Below are 18,800 nucleotides of genomic sequence, written 5' to 3'. Positions count from 1 at the left end.
ATCCCGACCCCGACCCCGACCCGGGCGAGCTCGCGTCGACGCTGCACGTCTCCGCCGACGGCGCGCTCACGACGTCGCCCGGTGCGGCGGGCACGGTCCAGCTCGCCTCCGCCGGGGGCGAGACCCGGGACGGCACGCCGTACGAGCCGGCCACGTTCGTCGCGCCGGACGTGACGGCGTCGTACGACGGCGGGTCCACCGCGTTCTCCCTGCCCGTCGACGCCGGGACGACGGTCGGTCTGGCGGTCCAGGCGCGCGTGAGCTACGACCTCACGGGCGACGGCACGTGGGACCGCACGGAGACGTACGCGTACTTCGCGACGGACCCGGTCCCCGGACCGGAGACGTACTCGAGCGCGGGCCGTCAGGTCCGGACCAGCGGGGCGGCCCTCGGCGACCTCGACGGCGGCTCGATACGGCTCGAGGTGTGGAGCGTGCTCGGCACGGGCCGCCCGACGCTCGCCACCGGGCCGACGGCGACGCTCACCGTCCCCCTCGAGGCGGCAGCGACCGAGCCGACCGCCCTGAGGGTGACGACGACCAGCCAGACCCGGTGCGTGGGGGGTAGGGCCTACGTCGCGGTCCGGGCGACCAACGGGGACACCGTGCCCGTCGACGTCGTGCTCGAGACGCCGTACGGCTCACGGACGGTGGCGGGCGTCCAGCCCGGCGGGTCCGCGTACCAGGCGTTCGCGGTGCGTACGGTCCGCGTCGACGCGGGCACGGCTCGCGCCGCGGCGAGCGGAGACGGTCGGAGCTCCTCGTCGGACGTCTCGTTCGCCGCGCTCGACTGCGCCTGACGGGCCGGCCCCGGAGCGCAGAAGAGGCTCCGTCCGACCGACCGGTCGGGCGGAGCCTCGGCGTCCGGGTGCTCGGAGGGTCAGGCGCCCTGCGCCGACGTCCCGTCGCCCGCGGCGGCGATCTGCTTGCGCACGTCCTCCATGTCGAGGCCCTTCACGGCGTCGACGACCTGCTTGAGAGCCGGCGCGGGGAGCGCGCCGGGCTGCGAGAAGACGAGGATGCCCTCGCGGAACGCCATGAGCGTCGGGATGGACGTGATGTTGGCGGCCGCGGCGAGCGCGCGCTCGGCCTCGGTGTCGATCTTGCCGTGCACGACGTCGGGGTTCTCCTCCGACGACGCCTCGAACACGGGCGCGAACATCTTGCACGGTCCGCACCAGTCCGCCCAGAAGTCGACCAGGACGATGTCGTTGTCCGTGATCGTCTGCTCGAAGGTCGACTCGGTGAGGGTCTGCGTGGCCATGGCTGTCCTCCAGGAGGTCTCGGGGTCCAGAGGGTGCAGCAACCGTACGGACGTGGGTATTCCCCGGCGCCGCGCCACCGGGTTCGCCACGGCACCCCCTACGCTGACGCTGTGACGAACGCCACCACGCCTCCCGCTCCGCGCGACGTCGCCACCGGGAGCCCGTCCCGCCGGACGATCGCCGGATACGCCGCCGGGTCGGTCGGCACCGGCGGGTTCGGGACGCTGCCAGGCCTCGTGCTGCTCGTGTACCTGACGGACGCCCTGGCCGTGCCGGCCGCCGTCGCCGGGCTGATCGTCACCGGGGCGAAGGTGTGGGACGTCGTCGTCGACCCCTTCATCGGGTACGGCTCGGACCGCGACCTCGCGCGGACGGGCTCGCGCCGGCGGTTCATGACGATCGGCGCACTGACGCTCCCGGTGCTCTTCGCGCTGACGTTCGCGGTCCCGGCGTCCGCGGGCCCCACGGCCGCCGCGCTCTGGGTCCTCGTGGCGTTCCTCCTGTCGGCGACCGCGTTCAGCCTGTTCCAGATCCCGTACATCGCGCTGCCCGCCGAGCTCGGGCTGTCGTACGACGGGCGCACGCGGCTGCTCGCGTGGCGCGTCGCGGCGCTCGCGTTCGCGATCCTGCTGTTCGGTGCGGGCGGCCCGATCCTGCGCGGCGACGGCGAGTCCCTCTCGGGCTACCTCCTCATGGGCGTGGTCGCGGGAGTCGTCATCGGGGCGGGCATGCTCGTCGCCTCCCGGACGGCACCCCGCACGCCGTCCCGCACGGCACCACGCACGGCTCCTCGCACAACAGGGTCCGGCGCTCCCTCCTCCTCGACGTCGACCGCAGGCCGCGCCGGCACCGAGGTCGGCACGGAAGCCCGGCCCCTGACGGCCCGGGCCGCCTGGCTCGTCGCGGTGCGGGAGGCGGCCGGCGCGCTGCGCCGGTCCCGCCCGTTCCGCACGCTCCTGGCCACGTTCTTCCTCCAGGCCGTCGCGACGGGGCTCATGCTCGCCGGCGCGGCGTACGTCGCGCGCTACGTCCTGCGCGACGAGGCCGCGGTGAGCCTGCTGTTCGCGGCCCTCATCGCCCCCGCGCTCGCGTGCATGCCGCTGTGGACGCGCCTCGCGCGCCGCGACGGCAAGGAGCGCGCGTTCGTCGTCGCCACCGTCCTGTTCGCGGTCGCCACGCTCGGCATGGTGCCGCTCGCGTGGGCCCCGGGGCCGTGGGTGTACGTCCCGACAGCTCTCGCGGGCGTCGCGTACGCGGGGATGCAGGCCCTGCCGCTCGCGATGCTGCCCGACGTCATCGACCACGACGCGCGGGAGCAGCAGGGTGCCGGGAGGGGCGGGACGTTCAGCGGCGTCTGGACGGCCGGCGAGACGACGGGGATGGCGCTCGGCCCGGCCGTGCTGTCCTCCGTCCTGGCCCTGACCGGCTACGTCTCGACCCGGGCGGGCGAGACGGTCGCCCAGCCGACCGCGGCCGTCGACGGCATCGCGCTGTCGTTCTCGCTCGTCCCGGCCGTCCTGGTGCTGGTGAGCCTCGTCCCGCTCCTGCGGTACGGTCTGCGCCAGGGGGACATCGACGACCGCACCGGAGCTGCCGCGTGACCACCCTGCCGAGCGACGACCCGACCGACCCGCGCCCTCGACGCGCCGACGCGACGGACGTCCCCGTCCGGACCGACGGCATCCTCGAGCGTCTCGCCGCGCTGCGCGCGGCGGACGCCCCGACGCACGGGGGCCGGGTCCTGTCCTACGTCTACGACCCCGGCCTGGCGGAGCTCGACGAGCTCGCGGCCGCCGCCGCACGGGCGGTGCAGCCCGTCAACGGGCTCGACCCGACGACGTTCACGTCGGTCGCGGTCATGGAGCGTGAGCTCGTCGGGTTCGCCCGGCGCATGCTCCACGGACCCGACGACGGTCCGGGCACGGTCGTGGGCTCCGTGACGTCCGGAGGCACGGAGAGCTGCCTCCTCGCGGTGAAGATCGCGCGCGACGCGTTCGCCGCCGAGCACCCGGGCGTGCGCCCGCGCATCGTCGTCCCCACGAGCGTCCACGCCGCGTTCCGCAAGGCGGCGCACTACCTCGACGTCGGGCTCACCGCACTGCCCGTCGACCCGGCGACGGGCAGTGCGGACGTCGCCCGGACCCTCGCCGAGCTGCGCTCCGGCCCGGACGGCGGGCCGGGCGACGTCGCGCTCGTGGTCGTCTCCGCGCCGTCGTACCCGCACGGCGTCGTGGACCCTGTGGCCGAGATCGCGCGCGCGGCCCACGATCTCGGGGTGCCGGTGCACGTCGACGCGTGCGTGGGCGGCTGGGTCCTGCCGTTCTGGGAGGCCGCCGGCGGCGACACCCTGCCCACGTTCGACTTCGCCGTCCCCGGGGTCACGAGCATCTCCGCGGACGTCCACAAGTACGGCTACGCGCCCAAGGGCGCGTCGGTCCTGCTCGTGCGCGGCCGTGACCGGCAGCGGCGGCAGTTCTTCGCGACGACCGCGTGGCCGGGCTACCCGGTGGTCAACGCGACGATGTCGGGCTCGCGGTCGGCCGCCCCGCTCGCCGCGGCGTGGGCCGTCAGCCAGGCGCTGGGCCCCGAGGGCTACACCGCGCTCACGGCCCGGTGCGTCCGCGCGACGCGGGCGCTCACGGCCGCGGTGGGCGAGATCGACGGGCTGCGGGTGGTCGGGACCCCGAGCGGCCCGCTGATCGCCGTCGCGGCCGACGACGCCGTCCGCCCCGACCGGCGCGTCGACCCGCACGTCTGGGCGGACGCCGTCCGCACGCGCGACTGGGTGCTCCAGCCGCAGCCCGGCCTCGTGCAGGACGACGGCACCCGCCTCCCGCACACCACGCACCTCACGGTCACCCCCGTCACGGAGTCCGTGGTGGACGACCTGGTCGACGCGCTGCGCGCGGGGGCCGACGCGGTGCGCGGCGTCGCCCGGCCCGCGGCCGACGTCGTGCTCGGTGGCATCGCCGCCGGCCTCGGCACCTCGCCCGAGGACGCGGTCGAGCACCTGGCGGCGGCGGGGGCCGACGAGATCTGGGCCGTCCTGCGCGCCGCGCTGCTCGACGGCCCGGGTCCCGGCGAGACCGGCTCCGCCGGGCACGACGTCGACGGGCCGGAGGCCGCCGGGCGGAGAGACCTCGCGCTGCCCGGGAGCCTCGCCCCGCTGCTCGCCGTCATGGAGGCGCTGCCCGGACCGGTCGCGGAACGGCTGCTCGTCGAGCTCGTCGCACGCTTCAGCGAGCCCGTCGTACCGGGCCGTTGACGCCGACGGACTCGCTCCGACCCGCCGCGCGGGGTAGAACAGTCGCGTGACCGACACCGCCGACTTCCCGCCCGACGACTTCTCGAACGACAACCCGCAGCCTGCGGGGTGGCTGACGCCCGAGGAGATCGCCGTCGTGCGCTCGCAGCTCCCTCTCGTCTACGTCGACGCGGTCCCGGTGCGCGTCGACGACTCGGGGGACGTCGTCGCGGTCGGGCTGCTGCTGCGCGTCGCCCCCGACGGGATGATGACGCGGGCCCTCGTGTCGGGCCGCGTCATGTTCCACGAGCGCATCCGCGACGCGCTGCTGCGGCACATCGAGAAGGACCTCGGGCCGGTCGCCCTCCCCCAGGTCCCGGCCTCGCCGCAGCCGTTCACGGTCGCCGAGTACTTCCCGACGCCCGGCATCACGTCGTACCACGACCCACGCCAGCACGCGGTCTCGCTCGCGTACGTCGTGCCGGTGTCCGGCGACTGCCGCCCGCAGCAGAACGCGCTCGAGCTCGCCTGGCTCACGCCCGAGCAGGCGTGCAGCGACGAGGTCCAGCTCGAGATGCGCGGGGGCCAGGGAGTGCTGCTCCGGCAGGCGATGGCCCACGTGGGCCGCCTCCCGTGACCCACGCCGCCGGACCGGTCGGTCGCGACGTCGCGCCGCCCGGTCGTCGGTCCGGCACGGGTGTCGCGCGCAGCCTGCACGCGCTCGTCGCGCTCGTCGCGCTCACCGGCGTCGCGATGGAGCTGGTCATCGCGCTCACCGGCGGGGCGGGGACCGCGCCGAGCCACGCGGAGCGCGTCGTCCGGCTCTTCAGCTACTTCACGATCCAGTCCAACCTCCTCGTCGGCGTCGTGTCGCTGCTCCTCGCGCTCGACCCGCGCCGCGACGGCCGCGTCTTCCGCGTCGCGCGGCTCGACGCCCTGCTGTGCATCGCCGTGACGGGGATCGTCTACACCACGGTGCTGCGCGGCCTGCAGGAGCTGTCCGCCGCCGGCCAGGTGTCCAACCTGCTGCTCCACCTGCTCTCTCCGCTCCTGGCGGTGGCGGCGTGGGGGCTGGTCGGGCCGCGGCCGGGCGTCACGTCCGAGACGGTCTGGTGGTCCGTCGCGTACCCGCTGGCGTGGATCGCGTACACCTTCGTGCGCGGCGCGGTCGTGGGCTGGTACCCGTACCCGTTCCTCGACGTGGGCCGGCTCGGCTACGGGCCCGCCCTCGTGAACACCGCGGTGGTCGCCGCGGTCTTCCTCGGCCTCGCGTGGCTCGTGAAGGTCGTGGACTCGCGCCTGCGTCCCGCGCCCTGACAGCCGTTCCGCACCTGGGCCGGTCGCGACGGAAGGGCTCGGGACCGAGGTCCCGGCCGGACGTGACCGGCGCCCCTGCCGCGCCCCGCACCGGCGCACGAGCATAGGAGGAGGGCGCCCGTACGTCGGGCACCGGGACGAGGGAGCGGTCATGGACGCGGTCGTGGTGTACGAGTCGATGTACGGCAACAGCGAGCGGGTCGCCCGCGCCGTCGCGCAAGGTCTCGGGGAACGGGTCCGCGTCCTGGTCCTCGACGTCGACGACGCGGCCGCCGCGCCCGACGTGCTGCCCGAGGCCGACCTGCTCGTCGCGGGCGGTCCGACGCACGCGTTCGGCATGACGCGTCCGGCGACCCGTGCGGACGCCGTCCAGCGCGCGACCGGGGACGTCTCGCGGCGCACCCGCGGTCTGCGCGAGTGGGTCGAGTCGATGCCGCGCACGGCCGACGCACGCCTCGCCGCGACGTTCGACACGCGCGTCACCAAGGTCAAGCCGCTGCCGGGCTCGGCGGCACGCGGGGCCGCCAAGGTGCTGCGGCGCGCCGGCTACCGCCTGCTCACGGCCCCGGCGTCGTTCTACGTGGGCGACGTCGAGGGCCCGCTGGACGAGGGCGAGCTCGAGCGAGCCCGCACGTGGGGTCGCGCCCTCGCCGACGCCCTGGTCCCGGCCACGGTACCGCCCCGCGTCTGAGCGTCTGCTCCCCGAGGGGTGTCGCGCGGCTCGTCGGTCAGCCCGCGAGCTCGAGCCGGGGCCAGTCCTCGAAGTCCTCGCGCATGCGTCGGTCGTGCGTCGCGACGACGACGGCCGCGGGCGTCACGCGCAGCGCCTGCGTGAGCTCGTCGACGAGGTCGATCGACAGGTGGTTGGTCGGCTCGTCGAGGACGAGCACGTGCGGCGCGGCGAGCAGGGCGCGCGCGAGGTCGAAGCGGCGACGCTGGCCGGCGGACAGCTCGCGCAGCGGCCGGTCGAGGTCCTCCTCGGTGAGCAGACCCAGGAACGCGACGGGCACGAGGTGCTCGGTGTCGAGGCGCCCGGCGTCGAGCAGCTCGAGCGCCTCCCGGCCGTACTCGTCGAAGCCCGTGCGTTCCTCCGCCCCGGCCGGCAGATCGGGGCCCTCCTGCGCGACGACGCCGAGCCGCACGCCGTCGACCGCAGACCGCGCGCCCCGGTCGAGAGCGACGCGGCCCGCGAGCGCCGCGAGGAACGTCGACTTCCCGCTGCCGTTGGGTCCGGTGACGAGGAGCCGCCCCGACGGCGGGATCGCGACCCGTGTGCCCGGCAGGTCGAGGCGAGGACCGTCGTCGGCCCCGACGCGCGGGCTGCGCAGCTCCAGCACGGGGTCGGCGGGGTTCCAGCCCGGGGACATCGCGGGCAGCTCGGGGAACGCGAGCTGCAGCGGTGGCACCGGGACCTCGACCGACTCGGCCTCGAGCCTCTGGATCATCCGGTCCGCGGCCTTGACGTGGATGCGGGCGCGCGTGGCGCGGCGGTGCTTCTGGCTGCCCTTGGGCGGACGCCACTCGTCGGAGAGCCCCTCGTACGACGCGTCGAGCACCTCGGCGAGCTTCTCCGCGCGCTTGCGCTCGGCGCGGTAGCGCTGGCGCCAGCGGTGCAGGGCCTGGTTCTTCGCGAACCGGTACGAGAGGTAGCCGGGCTGGCCGTAGAGGACCGGCTTGCCGTCCATCGACGGGTCGAGGTCGAGGATCTCGGTCGCGACGTCGTCGAGGAGCTGCCGGTCGTGCGTGACCATGACCACCCCGCCGCGCCACGCGACGAGCTCGCCCGTGAGGAAGTCGATCCCGCTCGTGTCCAGGTGGTTCGTCGGCTCGTCGAGGAGCAGGAGCTCGGCGCGCTCGGCGAGGCGGCACGCGAGCCGCACCCGGTAGCGCTCACCGACGGACAGCGTCGCGAGCTCGCGGTCGCGGTCGCGGCACGCGGCCAGGCGGGACAGCGCGACGTCGACGCGACGATCCGCGTCCCACACCGCGAGGTGCTCCGCACGGGCGAGGATCGCCGTGAGCTCCGCGAGGTCCCCGGTGTCGTGGTCGAACTCCCGTGCGGCGGCGTCGAGCGCCGCGGCGACGGCACGCAGCTCTGCGAGCGTCGCGTGCACCAGGTCGCCGACGGTCTGTCCCGGGGCCACGGCGAGCTCCTGCTCGACGACGGCCAGGTCGCCCGCGCGTCGCACCTCGCCCCTGCTCGGCACGAGGTCGCCCGACAGGACGTGGAGCAGCGTCGACTTCCCCGTCCCGTTCTCCCCCACCACGCCCAACCGGGTCCCCTCCGCGACGCGCACGCTCACGCCGTCGAGCACGGGACGCCCCGGGTAGGAGAAGGCGAGGTCGTCGGCGGCGAGGTGCACGGCTCAACCCTAGGCGGCGCGGGCCCCGACGCCCGCATCCCCCGGGACACGACGGGGTCGTACCGGTCACGAGGTCGACCCGGGCGTCGTGAGGTCGACCTCCTGAAGGTCGATCTCACGCCCGACGGGTCGATCTCGCGGGTACGGTCGACCCATGAGCACGCCGACCGACCGCCCACCCGGTCTCGCGGAGTCGTCGTCCGTGCCTGGCGCGGCCCGACCCCGCGCCGGTCTCGTCGTCCTCGCCGCGCTGGCCGACGTCGCGTGCGTCCTCGCGCTCGCGTCCGGCGGCCTCGCGGCGCACACGCCCGGCGAGGGCGTCGTGCGGCTGCTGTACGTCGCGTGGCCCTTCGCGGCGGGGGCGCTGGTCGGGTGGCTCGTCACGCGGGCGTGGCGCAGGCCGTGGCGGCTGGTGCCCACCGGCGTCGTCGTCTGGGCCTGCGCGTGGGCCCTCGGGGTGCTGCTGCGCGTGCTCACGGGCCAGGGCGTGGCGCCGGCGTTCCAGCTCGTGTCGCTCAGCGTGCTCGGCGTGACGATGCTGGGCTGGCGCGGCGTCGTCGCGCTCGTCGACGTCCTGCGCCCCGCGGACCGACGTCGCCGCGAGCGCGAGCTCTCGGGGCGCTGACGCACCCGCGCCACCGGGTCATCACCTCACGCGACCGGAGCATCACCTCACGCGACCGCGGTACTACCTCGGCGAGAGGGCGGTGACGATCTCCGGGGCGAGCGCGCGGAACGCGGTGCCACGGTGGCTGATCGCGTTCTTCTCGGCCGGGCTCAGCTCGGCGGCCGAGCGGCGCGCCGCACCGGCGCCGGACGACGCGGCGCCCGGCTGGTCCGTCGGTTCCAGGACCGGGTCGTAGCCGAACCCGTTCTCGCCGCGTGGCGCGTCGAGGAGCACGCCGCGCATCTCCCCCGTCCGCACGACCTCGTGGCCGTCGGGCGTGACGAGCGCCGCCGCGCACACGAAACCCGCACCGCGGTGCTCGGGGCGCACGTCGCGCAGCTGCGCGAGCAGGAGCTCGAGGTTCGCGACGTCGTCGCCGTGCCGCCCCGCCCACCGGGCGCTGAAGATGCCCGGCGCGCCGCCCAGGACGTCGACGGCGAGACCGGAGTCGTCCGCGACGGCCGGCAGGCCCGTGGCCGCCGCGAGCGCGCGCGCCTTGACGAGCGCGTTCTCGGCGAACGTCACGCCGTCCTCGACGGGCTCGGGCGCGCCGACGTCGCCGGCGCTGACGACGTGCTCGGGCGCGAGCGCGAGCCCCGGGTGCGCGTCGAGCTCGGCCGCGAGGATCGCGCGCAGCTCGGCGAGCTTGCCCCGGTTGTGCGTCGCGAGGACGAGGCGCGCGCCGTCGGGCACCTGGACGGTCGACCCGCTCACGCGCCCGCCTCGAGCGCCGCGCGCTGGATCGCGGTGAGCTGCGCGGTCCCGGCGACCGCGAGGTCGAGGAGCGCGTCGAGCTCGGCGCGGTCGAACGGCGCGTGCTCGGCCGTCCCCTGCACCTCGACGAAGGTCCCTGCACCCGTGGTGACGACGTTCATGTCCGTCTCGGCACGCACGTCCTCGACGTACGGGAGGTCGAGCATCGGCACGCCGTCGACGATCCCGACGCTCACGGCGGCCACGGAGTCCGTCAGCACCGGCTTGCCGCCCGACTTCACGTGACCGTGGCGCTGGCCCCACGCGACCGCGTCGGCGAGCGCGACGTAGGCGCCGGTGATCGCGGCGGTGCGCGTCCCGCCGTCGGCCTGGAGCACGTCGCAGTCGAGGACGATCGTGTTCTCGCCGAGCGCGGAGACGTCGATGACCGCGCGCAGCGAGCGGCCGATCAGCCGCGAGATCTCGTGCGTGCGGCCACCGATCTTGCCCTTGACCGACTCGCGCTGGCTCCGCTCGTTCGTCGCGCGCGGCAGCATCGCGTACTCGGCCGTGACCCAGCCCTCGCCCGAGCCCTTGCGCCAGCGCGGGACGCCCTCGGTGAACGACGCGGCGCACAGCACGCGCGTGCGCCCGAACTCGACGAGGACGCTGCCCTCGGCCTGGTCGAGCCAGTTCCGCGTGATGGTGACGGGACGGAGCTGGTCGGGCGCGCGGCCGTCGACGCGCAGCACGGAGCCGCCGGAGTTCTGGGGGGAGGTCATGCGCCCACCCTACCGACCGGACCCCGTCCGCTGAGCGGCTAGAGAAGGAACTCGGCGCCCGTCGTCGCGACGTCGACCGGACCGGCGTAGACCTCGCGCGCCTCGTCGCGAGAACGGTCGGGGTCGTTCCAGGCCGGGAGGTGCGTGAGCACGAGCCTACGTGCGCCCGCCGCGGTCGCGACCTCCCCCGCCCGCCTCCCGGTGAGGTGGATGCCCCGCTCGACGGCGTCGTCGCGACCTTCGTGGAACGCCGCCTCGGACAGCAGCAGGTCGGCGTCGCGCGCGAGCTCGACGACACCGTCGCACGCGTCGGTGTCGCCCGTGTACGCGAGCACGGACCGCTCCCCGGGCCGGAGCGTCGACGGTCCCGTGACGCGCACGCCGTACGCCTCGACGGGGTGGAACACGCGGAACGGCTCGAGCGTCAGCGGTCCCACGGTGACCGCGGCCCCGGGCTCCCAGGTCCGCACGTCGAGCTCGTGGGCGAGCCCGTCGCCGGGGTCCGCCCCGTAGGCGGCGTCGAGGCGCGCCTCCGTGTCCGACGGCCCGAGCACGGGCAGCCGCGACGGCACCCCCGTCCGGGCGGAGCCCCGTGCCGGGTGGTACCGCAGGTACACGTACAGGCCGCACACGTCGACGAAGTGGTCGGGGTGCAGGTGCGAGAGCGCGACGGCGTCGAGGTCGAGCGGGTCGACGAACCGCTGCAGCGCACCGAGCGAGCCGTTCCCGAGGTCGAGCACGACGCTCCAGTCGCGCTCCTCGTGACCCGCGGCAGCGGCCTCGGCGGCCGGCACCTGGACCAGGTACGACGACGCGGGCGAGGCCGGGCCCGCGAACGACCCGGAGCAGCCGACCGTGACGAGGCGCATCAGGCGGCCTCCACGGTGAGGACCTCGGGTCCGAGGAACCGGCGCGCGAGGTGCTCGAACGGCTCGGCGCTGCCCGTCGCGAGGAAGCGGTGCAGCGGCGGCCCGGCGTCGCGCGAGCGCTCGAGGTCGTGCGCGACGAGCGTGCGGTAGACGTCCTTCGCGGTCTCCTCGGCGCTCGACACGAGCGTGACGTCCTCCCCCATGACGTAGGAGATCGCGCCCGTGAGGAGCGGGTAGTGCGTGCAGCCGAGGACCAGCGTGTCCACGCCGGCCGCCTTGACCGGGTCGAGGTACTCGTGCGCGACCGCCATCACCTCGGGGCCCGACGTCACGCCGTCCTCGATGAGCGGGACGAACGCGGGGCACGCCCGCGTCGTGATCTGCAGCCCCGGCGTGACGGCGAACGCGTCGTCGTACGCCTTGGAGTCGACCGTCGCCTTGGTGCCGATGACCCCGATGTGCCCCGAGCGCGTAGCGAGCACCGCCCGGCGTGCCGCGGGCAGGACGACCTCGACCACGGGGATGCCGCGCCGCACGGTGTACCGCTCCCGGGCGTCGGGCAGCACGACCGCCGACGCCGAGTTGCACGCGATGACGAGCATCTTCACGCCGTCGTCGACGAGCCGGTCCATGACGGCGAGCGCCATCGCGCGCACCGCAGCGAGGGGCTTCGGGCCGTACGGGCCGTTGGCGGTATCCCCCATGTAGAGGAGCGACTCGTTCGGCAGCTGGTCGAGGATCGAGCGGGCCACCGTGAGCCCGCCCACGCCCGAGTCGAAGATGCCGATGGGAGCGTCGTTCACGCGCCCGAGCCTAGTGCGACCGGCGCCGGACGACCCCCCGTGCGCGCGCCGTCGGGCTGTGGCAGCGCCCACAGACCGGGCACGGCACCGTCAGCCCCGGGCGTCCCCGCGGCCCGCCCGCAGGTCGGCGAGCATGCCGTCGACGAGCGACTCCTGGAGCAGGCCGGTCAGGAGGAACACGCTCACGAGGAACCGTCGCGCCGCGAGCCCGTCGACGTCGGAGGCGTCGTCCGGGCCGTCGTCGCCCTCCGCGTCGAGCTCGTCGTACAGGCCCTCGACCTGCTCGTCGGTCCGCAGGTCGAGGCGCTCCGCGAGGACGAGGCGCACGTCCGTCAGGGCGCCCGCGACCCGCTTGGCGGTGTCGCGCGGCACGACGAAGGGCGCGGCGTGCGCCGGCTCCCCGTCCACGAGCATCTGGCCGAGCAGCACGAGCCGGCCGATCTTCTCCCCCGCCAGGTCGTCCTGCGTGAACCGGCGGAACTCGGCCGCGACCGCGGCGTCGTCGGACGCCGCCGGGAGCAGACGGCGCACCGCCGGGTCGAGCGGCGCCCTGCGGTCGGACCGCGGCGTGCCGGACCCGGTCGCGCGGGGGGCGGGACCCGTCCACCCGGGCGGCGCCCAGGCCTCGCCGTCCTCGGACCCGTCCCCCGCGCCCCCGAGGTCCCGGGCCCCGGGCGCGTCGACCGGCGCGTGCTCCTGCAGCATCTGCGCGACGTCGCCCGCGAGCTGCGCCAGCACGATGCGCTCGGACGGCTCGAGCTCGGCGACGTACCCCAGCTCGTCGGTGCGGAACGGCCTCATGCCTCGTCGCTCCGCTGCATCGTGGCCCAGAGACCGAAGCCGTGCATGGCCTGCACGTCCACCTCCATGCGCTCGCGCGTCCCGGTCGACACGGCCGCGCGGCCCTCGTGGTGCACCTGGAGCATGAGCTCGTTCGCCCGCGACGTGGGGTACCCGAAGTACGACTCGAACACGTAGGCGACGTAGCTCATGAGGTTCACCGGGTCGTTCCACACGAGGGTCACCCACGGGCTGTCGGCGGCCACGTCGAGGTCGGTGCGGGTCGCCTCGTCGGGGACCGCGACGGAGGCCCGGGGCGCGGCGGCGCGGGTGAAGATCGGGGGGAGGTTCACCCCACCACTGTATTCGCGGGCCCGTCACCGCCCGTGACGGGGTCGTCTGCCCTACGGTGTCCGCATGAGCCTGAACGACCGGGGCACCGCCGCCCTCCGGGCCGCCCTCGCGCCCGGACTCGACGCCGCCCTCGGCGCGACCGCACCCGTGGGCAACGGCCCCAGCACGTCGACCGCCCTCCTCACGGACCGCTACGAGCTGACGATGCTCCAGGCGGCGCTCGCCGACGGCACCGCGCACCGCCACTGCCTGTTCGAGGTGTTCACCCGGCGCCTCCCGGCCGGACGGCGCTACGGGGTCCTCGCGGGGACGGGTCGTGTGCTCGAGGCGCTCGCCGCGTTCCGCTTCTCGCCGCACGAGCTCGACTGGCTGCACGCGCACTCCGTCGTGGACGACCGCACGCTCGACTATCTCGCGGGCTACCGCTTCACGGGCTCGATCAACGGGTATGCCGAGGGCGAGGTGTTCTTCCCCCACTCCCCGGTGATGGTCGTGGAGGGCACGTTCGCCGAGGCGGTCGTGCTCGAGACCCTCGTGCTGTCGATCCTCAACTACGACTCCGCGATCGCGTCCGCCGCGTCCCGCATGACGAGCGCGGCCGTCGACCGCCCGTGCCTCGAGATGGGTGCGCGCCGCGCCAACGAGCAGGCGGCGGTCGCCGCGGCACGCGCCGCCGTGGTCGCGGGCTTCGCCGGGACGTCCAACCTCGAGGCGGGGCGCCGCTACGGCCTGGAGACCATCGGCACCGCGGCCCACGCCTTCACGCTCCTGCACGACGACGAGGAGTCGGCCTTCGCGTCCCAGGTCGCCTCCCTGGGACCCGGAACCACGCTGCTCGTCGACACCTACGACGTGCACCGCGGCGTCGCGAACGCCGTCCGCGCCGCGGGGACCGGGCTCGGGGCGGTGCGGCTCGACTCGGGCGACCTCGGCGTCCTCGCCGTCGAGGTCCGCCGACAGCTCGACTCGCTCGGCGCACGCGACACGAGGATCACGGTGACGTCCGACCTCGACGAGTACGCGATCGCGGCGCTGGCGGCGGCACCGGTCGACTCGTACGGCGTCGGCACGTCGCTCGTCACCGGGTCCGGGGCGCCGACGTGCGGCATGGTCTACAAGCTCGTCGCCCGCGAGGACGCGTCGGGCGTGCTGCAGCCGGTCGCCAAGGCCTCGACGGCCAAGACGAGCACCGGCGGCCGGAAGGTCGCCGCCCGGCGCTACGGGGACGACGGTCGCGCCGTCGAGGAGCTCGTGGTCACGGGCGCCGACCTCGCCGTCCGGGACTGGGACCCGGACGCCGAGGAGGGCGACGTGCGCCCCCTGCACGTGCCGCTCGTGGTCGACGGCGCCGTGGACTCGCGCTGGGTCGGGTCGTACGGCGTGCAGAACGCGGCGGACCGGCACCGCGAGTCGCGCGCCGAGCTGCCCCGCGGCGCACGCCGGCTCTCGGCGGGCGACCCGGCGATCCCCACGGTCGTCCGCACGCTCGACTGACTACTTCTTGCCGACGAACCAGCCCCGGACGAGGCTGACGCGCGCGTCGAGCTGCTCCACGGTCGCGAGCGGGACCTCCGGGCCGCCGCAGCGACGGCGCAGCTCGTTGTGCACCGTCCCGTGGGGCTGCCCGCTGCGCCGCGCCCACGCGGACACCAGCTGCTGGAGCTCCTTGCGCAGGTCGGCCGCCCGCCGGTGCTCCAGCTCGGACCGCGCGCGCTCGGCCGCGACACCGTTCTTGGACCGTGCGCTGATCTGGTCGGCCTGCCGCTGACGCAGGAGGCTCGTCACCTGGTCCGCGTCGAGCAGCCCCGGCAGTCCGAGGAAGTCGAGCTCCTCGTCCGAGCCGACGTCCGCACCCGTGCCGAACTCGCCGCCGTCGAAGAGGACGCGGTCGAACGACGCCTGGGCCTCGAGCGCCTCGAAGCTGCCCTGGACGAGCTCCCCCGAGGCCTTGTCCTCCCGGTTGGCCGCGGCGAGCTCCGCCGCCTCCGGGTCGAACCCCTCGCCCTGCTCCTCCGCCGTGAGCGGGCGGTCGAGCGCGTGGTCCCGCTCGACCTCGAGCCCGTTCGCGAGCTCGAGCAGCGGCGCGACGCTCGGGAGGAACACCGACGCCGTCTCGCCCCGCCGCCGCGCGCGCACGAAGCGCCCGACGGCCTGCGCGAAGAACAGCGGCGTCGAGGTCGAGGTCGCGTACACGCCCACGGCCAGGCGCGGGACGTCCACTCCCTCGGACACCATCCGCACCGCGACCATCCAGCGCTGGTCGCCGTCGGAGAACTCCTCGATGCGCCCGCTCGCGCCCTCGTCGTCGGAGAGCACGACCGTCGGCGACTTCCCCGTGAGCCGCGCGAGGTGGCCCGCGTAGGCGCGCGCGTCCGTCTGGTCCGTCGCGATGACGAGACCCCCCGCGTCCGGGATCGCGCGCCGGACCTCGGAGAGGCGCTTGTCCGCCGCCGCGAGGACGGAGGGGATCCACTCGCCGTTCGGGTCGAGCGCCGTGCGCCACGCCTGCCCGGTCATGTCCTTCGTGAGCGGCTCCCCGAGGCGTGCGCTCACCTCGTCGCCCGCCTTCGTGCGCCAGCGCATCTGGCCGGAGTACGTGAGGAAGAGCACCGGCCGCACGACGTGGTCGCGCAGCGCCTCGCCGTACCCGTACGTGTAGTCGGCCTTCGAGCGGCGGATCCCGTCGGGGCCGCGCTCGTACTCGACGAACGGGATCGCGGCCGTGTCGGACCGGAACGGAGTACCCGTGAGGCTCAGGCGCCGCGTGGCGTCCTCGAACGCCTCGCGCACCGCCTCGCCCCAGGACAGGGCGTCCCCGCCGTGGTGGACCTCGTCGAGGATGACGAGCGTGCGCTCGGCGGTCGTGCGCGCGGCGTGCAGCGCGGGCTTCGCCGCGACCTGCGCGTACGTCAGCGCGACGCCGTCGTAGTGCGACCCGTGCCGCCCCTGGCTGTTGCGGAAGTTGGGGTCGATGCGGATGCCGACGCGCGCGGCGGCGTCGGCCCACTGGTGCTTGAGGTGCTCCGTCGGGGCGACGACCGTGACGCGACGCACGACGCCCTGCTCGAGGAGCTCGGTCGCCACGCGCAGCGCGAACGTCGTCTTGCCGGCGCCGGGCGTGGCGACCGCGAGGAAGTCACGCGGCGCGCGGCCGCGGTAGAGCTCGAGGGCCTCCGCCTGCCACGCGCGCAGCCTGGACGCCGAGCCCCACGGGGCGCGGCGCGGGAACGCCGGGGAGAGGTGCGAGGCCGCCGCGGACGACGGGCTCTGCGGTGCGGCCGGAGCGGCGCCGGAGGTGGCGCGAGGAGAGTTCGGGGAGGTGGACGACGAGTGGGGCGTGCCGCTCACTTGCCGGAGTCACCCTCGCCGTCCTGCGGCTCCCGCAGACCGTCGTAGATCTCCTTGCACGTGGGGCACACGGGGAACTTGTTCGGGTCGCGGCCCGGTACCCAGACCTTGCCGCAGAGCGCGATCACCGGCTTGCCGGACATCGCCGACTCCATGATCTTCTCCTTGCGCACGTAGTGCGCGAAGCGCTCGTGGTCGCCCGGCTCGGCCTGCTCGTGGGTCTCCTCGCGCTCGAGGACGCCTGTCGACGTGCCCGTGGTCGGCTCGGTCGCAGGGCTCCGGAACGGGTCCTCGGGACCGCCGGGGGGCGTGCTCGCGCGGAGTTCGGTCATGGCCAGCAGTCTACGTCGCCGCGCCGACAGCGCGTCCGCCGGTCCCGGGCGCAGATGAGCCCGCCGGCACCGGTCAGGGGCGTGACCGGCGCCGACGGGCGGCCAGCGGGAGGACTGGCGCTCGCGGCCCGGGGACCCCGGGGCGCGTGCGCTCGTGCATGCTCAGAGACCCTGCCACCCCGGCTTCGAGGCGTAGGTCTGGCGGTAGTAGTCCGCGAGCTGCAGGCGCGAGGCCGCGGCGTCGTCCACGAGCACGGTCGCGTGCGGGTGCATCTGCATGATCGTCGCGGGCCACAGGGCGCTGATCGGGCCCTCCACGAGCTGGTGCACGGCCTCGGCCTTGCCCTTGCCCGTCGCGAGCAGCACGAGGTGCCGGGCGGACATGATCGTCGCCAGGCCCTGCGTCAGGCAGTGTCGTGGCACCCGGTCCACGTCGTCGCCGAAGAACCGCGCGTTGTCCTCGCGCGTCTGGGCCGTGAGCGTCTTGATCCGCGTGCGCGACGCCAGCGAGGACCCCGGCTCGTTGAACGCGATGTGCCCGTCGGTGCCGATCCCCAGGATCTGCAGGTCCACCCCGCCGGCGTCGGAGATCGCGGCCTCGTACGCGGCGCACGCCGCGGGCAGGTCCTCGGCGTTGCCGTCCGGCCCCTGCACGGCCCCGGGGGCGAAGTCCACGCGGGACGCGATCTCCGTCTCGATGACGTTGCGGTACCGCTCCGGGTGCTCGGCGGGCAGGCCGACGTACTCGTCGAGCATGAAGGCCCGTGCCTGCGCGAACGACAACCCCTCCTGCTCGTGCCGACGCGCCAGCTCGTCGTACACCTTCAGCGGGCTGGACCCCGTGGCGAGACCCAGCACGGCGTCGGGCCGCGCGCGCACGAGCGCGTCGACCGCGTCGGCGGCCAGCTCGGCGAGCCTCGTGGCGGGAGCGATCACGACTTCCATCAGGACACCTCTCGACGGCCGACGAGGGCGGCACCCACGGCGGCGACGGGGACGTCGTCGGGCGCGAGGGACACACGGTCCGCGAGCCGCAACGACGACAGGAACGGGGACGTGCGCGACTGGTCCTCGAGGGCGGCGCGGACGGCGTCGAGCAGCGGCTCGCCGAGCGCGGAGACCCCGCCTCCCAGGACGACATGGCGCACGTCGACGGTCAGCTCGAGGATGCGCACGGCGCTCGCGACCGCGGACGCGAACTCCGCCTTGATGCGCACCGCCTCCGCGTCCCCCGCCGCCGCGGCCTCGAACAGCTCGGCCGGCGCGGGACGCCCGTGGCGCGACGGCCAGCGCGCGCTGAGCGCGGAGCCCGAGGCGTACACCTCGACGCAGCCCCGCTGACCGCACGCGCACACCGGACCCCGTGGGTCGATCGGGATGTGCCCGATCTCCCCCGCGGCCCCGCTCACACCGCGGCGGAGCTCGCCGCCCAGGACGATGCCTGCGGCGAGCCCGGTGCCGAGCGCGAGGAACGCGAGGTCGCCCCCGTCCGGACCCCGGAGGTGCGAGGCCCCGAGGGCCGCGACGTTGAGGTCGTTGTCCGTGCGCACGGGCGTCCCGCCCAGCTCGTCGGACAGCGCGCGCGACAACGGGAAGCGGACACCCTCGATGCCGAGGTTGACCGCATGGGTCACGGACCCGTCGTCGGGGTCCACGAGGCCCGGTACCCCCACGCCGACGCCGTCGAGCACGGCCAGGTCGACCCCGGCCCTGCTCGCGACCTCGCGCACGGCGCGCGCGGCGCTGGCCACGACGCCCTGCGGGCCCCGGACCGTGGGGACCCGCACGGCCTCGTGCGCGACGCCGTCGGGCCCGAGGACGGTCGCGAGCACCTTCGTCCCGCCGATGTCGAGCCCTGCCGTCCACCCGGGCCCGGGGCGCTCGAGGGTCTCGGTCGCAGGTCTCGGCCGTGGCGTCGCGCCGAGGGCGCTCGGGGCGGCCGCCTCGCCGGAGAGCGAGGCGGCCGTGGTCAGGTCGCTCACG

19 protein-coding genes and 1 pseudogene are annotated in these 18,800 nt (G+C 75.2%); 8 read left to right on the top strand and 12 right to left on the bottom strand.

Features of this window, described 5'->3' with window-relative positions; genetic code table 11:
• Positions 1–800 (top strand): annotated as a pseudogene (locus NFS20_RS18960) (hypothetical protein); the annotation flags it as partial.
• Positions 801–880: 80 nt separating this feature from the next.
• On the opposite strand, the gene trxA reads toward NFS20_RS18960, so the two are convergent.
• Positions 881–1,264 carry a thioredoxin gene (gene trxA, locus NFS20_RS18955; protein ID WP_251153343.1) on the bottom strand — a complete coding sequence of 128 codons (384 nt, stop codon included), beginning with the start codon at positions 1,262–1,264 and terminating at the stop codon, positions 881–883.
• Between the two features lie 111 nt (positions 1,265–1,375).
• Here trxA and NFS20_RS18950 point away from each other — a divergent pair, with 111 nt between their 5' ends.
• The 5 genes from NFS20_RS18950 to NFS20_RS18930 all read left to right on the top strand — a co-directional run bounded on the left by NFS20_RS18950 (position 1,376) and on the right by NFS20_RS18930 (position 6,517).
• Positions 1,376–2,866 carry an MFS transporter gene (locus tag NFS20_RS18950; RefSeq protein ID WP_251153342.1) on the top strand — a complete coding sequence of 497 codons (1,491 nt, stop codon included), beginning with the start codon at positions 1,376–1,378 and terminating at the stop codon, positions 2,864–2,866.
• On the top strand, positions 2,863–4,530 hold the full coding sequence (locus tag NFS20_RS18945) for a pyridoxal phosphate-dependent decarboxylase family protein (protein ID WP_251153341.1): 1,668 nt from the start codon (positions 2,863–2,865) through the stop codon (positions 4,528–4,530). The genes NFS20_RS18950 and NFS20_RS18945 overlap by 4 nt, the downstream gene beginning before the upstream one ends.
• A gap of 46 nt (positions 4,531–4,576) precedes the next feature.
• Entirely contained in the window at positions 4,577–5,146 is a 570-nt protein-coding gene (locus NFS20_RS18940) for an NUDIX hydrolase family protein (protein ID WP_251153340.1), read from the top strand.
• Positions 5,143–5,826 carry a Pr6Pr family membrane protein gene (locus NFS20_RS18935; RefSeq protein WP_251153339.1) on the top strand — a complete coding sequence of 228 codons (684 nt, stop codon included), beginning with the start codon at positions 5,143–5,145 and terminating at the stop codon, positions 5,824–5,826. The genes NFS20_RS18940 and NFS20_RS18935 overlap by 4 nt, the downstream gene beginning before the upstream one ends.
• 151 nt (positions 5,827–5,977) lie before the next feature.
• Entirely contained in the window at positions 5,978–6,517 is a 540-nt protein-coding gene (locus NFS20_RS18930) for a flavodoxin family protein (protein ID WP_251153338.1), read from the top strand.
• A gap of 37 nt (positions 6,518–6,554) precedes the next feature.
• On the opposite strand, the gene NFS20_RS18925 is transcribed toward NFS20_RS18930, so the two are convergent.
• On the bottom strand, positions 6,555–8,189 hold the full coding sequence (locus NFS20_RS18925; protein WP_251153337.1) for an ABC-F family ATP-binding cassette domain-containing protein: 1,635 nt from the start codon (positions 8,187–8,189) through the stop codon (positions 6,555–6,557).
• A 154-nt stretch (positions 8,190–8,343) separates the two neighbouring features.
• Between NFS20_RS18925 and NFS20_RS18920 the strand changes: the two genes are divergently transcribed.
• Positions 8,344–8,814, top strand: coding sequence for a DUF3054 domain-containing protein (locus NFS20_RS18920; protein WP_251153336.1), 471 nt, complete (start codon positions 8,344–8,346; stop codon positions 8,812–8,814).
• Between the two features lie 63 nt (positions 8,815–8,877).
• Here NFS20_RS18920 and NFS20_RS18915 read toward each other — a convergent pair whose 3' ends face one another.
• The 6 genes from NFS20_RS18915 to clpS form a co-directional block, all read right to left on the bottom strand.
• A complete protein-coding gene (locus tag NFS20_RS18915; protein ID WP_251153335.1) occupies positions 8,878–9,570 on the bottom strand; it encodes a non-canonical purine NTP pyrophosphatase in 693 nt (230 codons plus the stop codon).
• Entirely contained in the window at positions 9,567–10,331 is a 765-nt protein-coding gene (rph, locus tag NFS20_RS18910; RefSeq protein WP_285821156.1) for a ribonuclease PH, read from the bottom strand. Before rph ends, NFS20_RS18915 begins: the two co-directional genes overlap by 4 nt.
• 38 nt (positions 10,332–10,369) lie before the next feature.
• Positions 10,370–11,200, bottom strand: a complete 831-nt coding sequence (locus NFS20_RS18905; RefSeq protein WP_251153334.1) for an MBL fold metallo-hydrolase — start codon at positions 11,198–11,200, stop codon at positions 10,370–10,372.
• The gene (gene murI / locus NFS20_RS18900) at positions 11,200–12,003 is read right to left on the bottom strand and encodes a glutamate racemase (RefSeq protein ID WP_251153333.1); all 804 of its coding nucleotides are present in this window, start codon (positions 12,001–12,003) and stop codon (positions 11,200–11,202) included. The genes NFS20_RS18905 and murI overlap by 1 nt, the downstream gene beginning before the upstream one ends.
• 90 nt (positions 12,004–12,093) lie before the next feature.
• A complete protein-coding gene (locus NFS20_RS18895) occupies positions 12,094–12,804 on the bottom strand; it encodes a DUF2017 family protein (protein WP_251153332.1) in 711 nt (236 codons plus the stop codon).
• Complete coding sequence (gene clpS, locus NFS20_RS18890) at positions 12,801–13,136, bottom strand: ATP-dependent Clp protease adapter ClpS (protein WP_463105790.1); 336 nt, start codon at positions 13,134–13,136, stop codon at positions 12,801–12,803. The genes NFS20_RS18895 and clpS overlap by 4 nt, the downstream gene beginning before the upstream one ends.
• A gap of 64 nt (positions 13,137–13,200) precedes the next feature.
• On the opposite strand from clpS, the gene NFS20_RS18885 reads away from it, so the two are divergent.
• Positions 13,201–14,631: a nicotinate phosphoribosyltransferase gene (locus tag NFS20_RS18885; RefSeq protein ID WP_285821155.1), complete on the top strand. Its 1,431-nt coding sequence runs from the start codon at positions 13,201–13,203 to the stop codon at positions 14,629–14,631.
• Here NFS20_RS18885 and NFS20_RS18880 read toward each other — a convergent pair whose 3' ends face one another.
• From NFS20_RS18880 to NFS20_RS18865, 4 genes are all read right to left on the bottom strand, one after another.
• Positions 14,632–16,485, bottom strand: coding sequence for a DEAD/DEAH box helicase (locus NFS20_RS18880; protein WP_251153331.1), 1,854 nt, complete (start codon positions 16,483–16,485; stop codon positions 14,632–14,634).
• Entirely contained in the window at positions 16,482–16,817 is a 336-nt protein-coding gene (locus tag NFS20_RS18875) for a DUF3039 domain-containing protein (RefSeq protein ID WP_251153330.1), read from the bottom strand. Before NFS20_RS18875 ends, NFS20_RS18880 begins: the two co-directional genes overlap by 4 nt.
• 162 nt (positions 16,818–16,979) lie before the next feature.
• Complete coding sequence (gene nagB, locus NFS20_RS18870) at positions 16,980–17,762, bottom strand: glucosamine-6-phosphate deaminase (protein ID WP_251153329.1); 783 nt, start codon at positions 17,760–17,762, stop codon at positions 16,980–16,982.
• Positions 17,762–18,799, bottom strand: coding sequence for an ROK family protein (locus tag NFS20_RS18865; RefSeq protein WP_251153328.1), 1,038 nt, complete (start codon positions 18,797–18,799; stop codon positions 17,762–17,764). The genes nagB and NFS20_RS18865 overlap by 1 nt, the downstream gene beginning before the upstream one ends.
• Position 18,800 lies beyond the last annotated feature (1 nt).

The organism is Cellulosimicrobium sp. Marseille-Q4280, assembly GCF_943181405.1.
GTDB lineage: Bacteria > Actinomycetota > Actinomycetes > Actinomycetales > Cellulomonadaceae > Cellulosimicrobium.
This window is presented reverse-complemented; position numbering and strand designations above follow the sequence as displayed.

Bases quoted from the DNA above. Each gene is read 5' to 3' on its own strand.
- trxA (WP_251153343.1), bottom strand. From the start codon at position 1,264: ATGGCCACGCAGACCCTCACCGAGTCGACCTTCGAGCAGACGATCACG.
- NFS20_RS18930 (WP_251153338.1), top strand. From the start codon at position 5,978: ATGGACGCGGTCGTGGTGTACGAGTCGATGTACGGCAACAGCGAGCGG.
- NFS20_RS18920 (WP_251153336.1), top strand. From the start codon at position 8,344: ATGAGCACGCCGACCGACCGCCCACCCGGTCTCGCGGAGTCGTCGTCC.
- rph (WP_285821156.1), bottom strand. From the start codon at position 10,331: ATGACCTCCCCCCAGAACTCCGGCGGCTCCGTGCTGCGCGTCGACGGC.
- NFS20_RS18905 (WP_251153334.1), bottom strand. From the start codon at position 11,200: ATGCGCCTCGTCACGGTCGGCTGCTCCGGGTCGTTCGCGGGCCCGGCC.
- NFS20_RS18895 (WP_251153332.1), bottom strand. From the start codon at position 12,804: ATGAGGCCGTTCCGCACCGACGAGCTGGGGTACGTCGCCGAGCTCGAG.
- NFS20_RS18885 (WP_285821155.1), top strand. From the start codon at position 13,201: ATGAGCCTGAACGACCGGGGCACCGCCGCCCTCCGGGCCGCCCTCGCG.
- NFS20_RS18875 (WP_251153330.1), bottom strand. From the start codon at position 16,817: ATGACCGAACTCCGCGCGAGCACGCCCCCCGGCGGTCCCGAGGACCCG.
- nagB (WP_251153329.1), bottom strand. From the start codon at position 17,762: ATGGAAGTCGTGATCGCTCCCGCCACGAGGCTCGCCGAGCTGGCCGCC.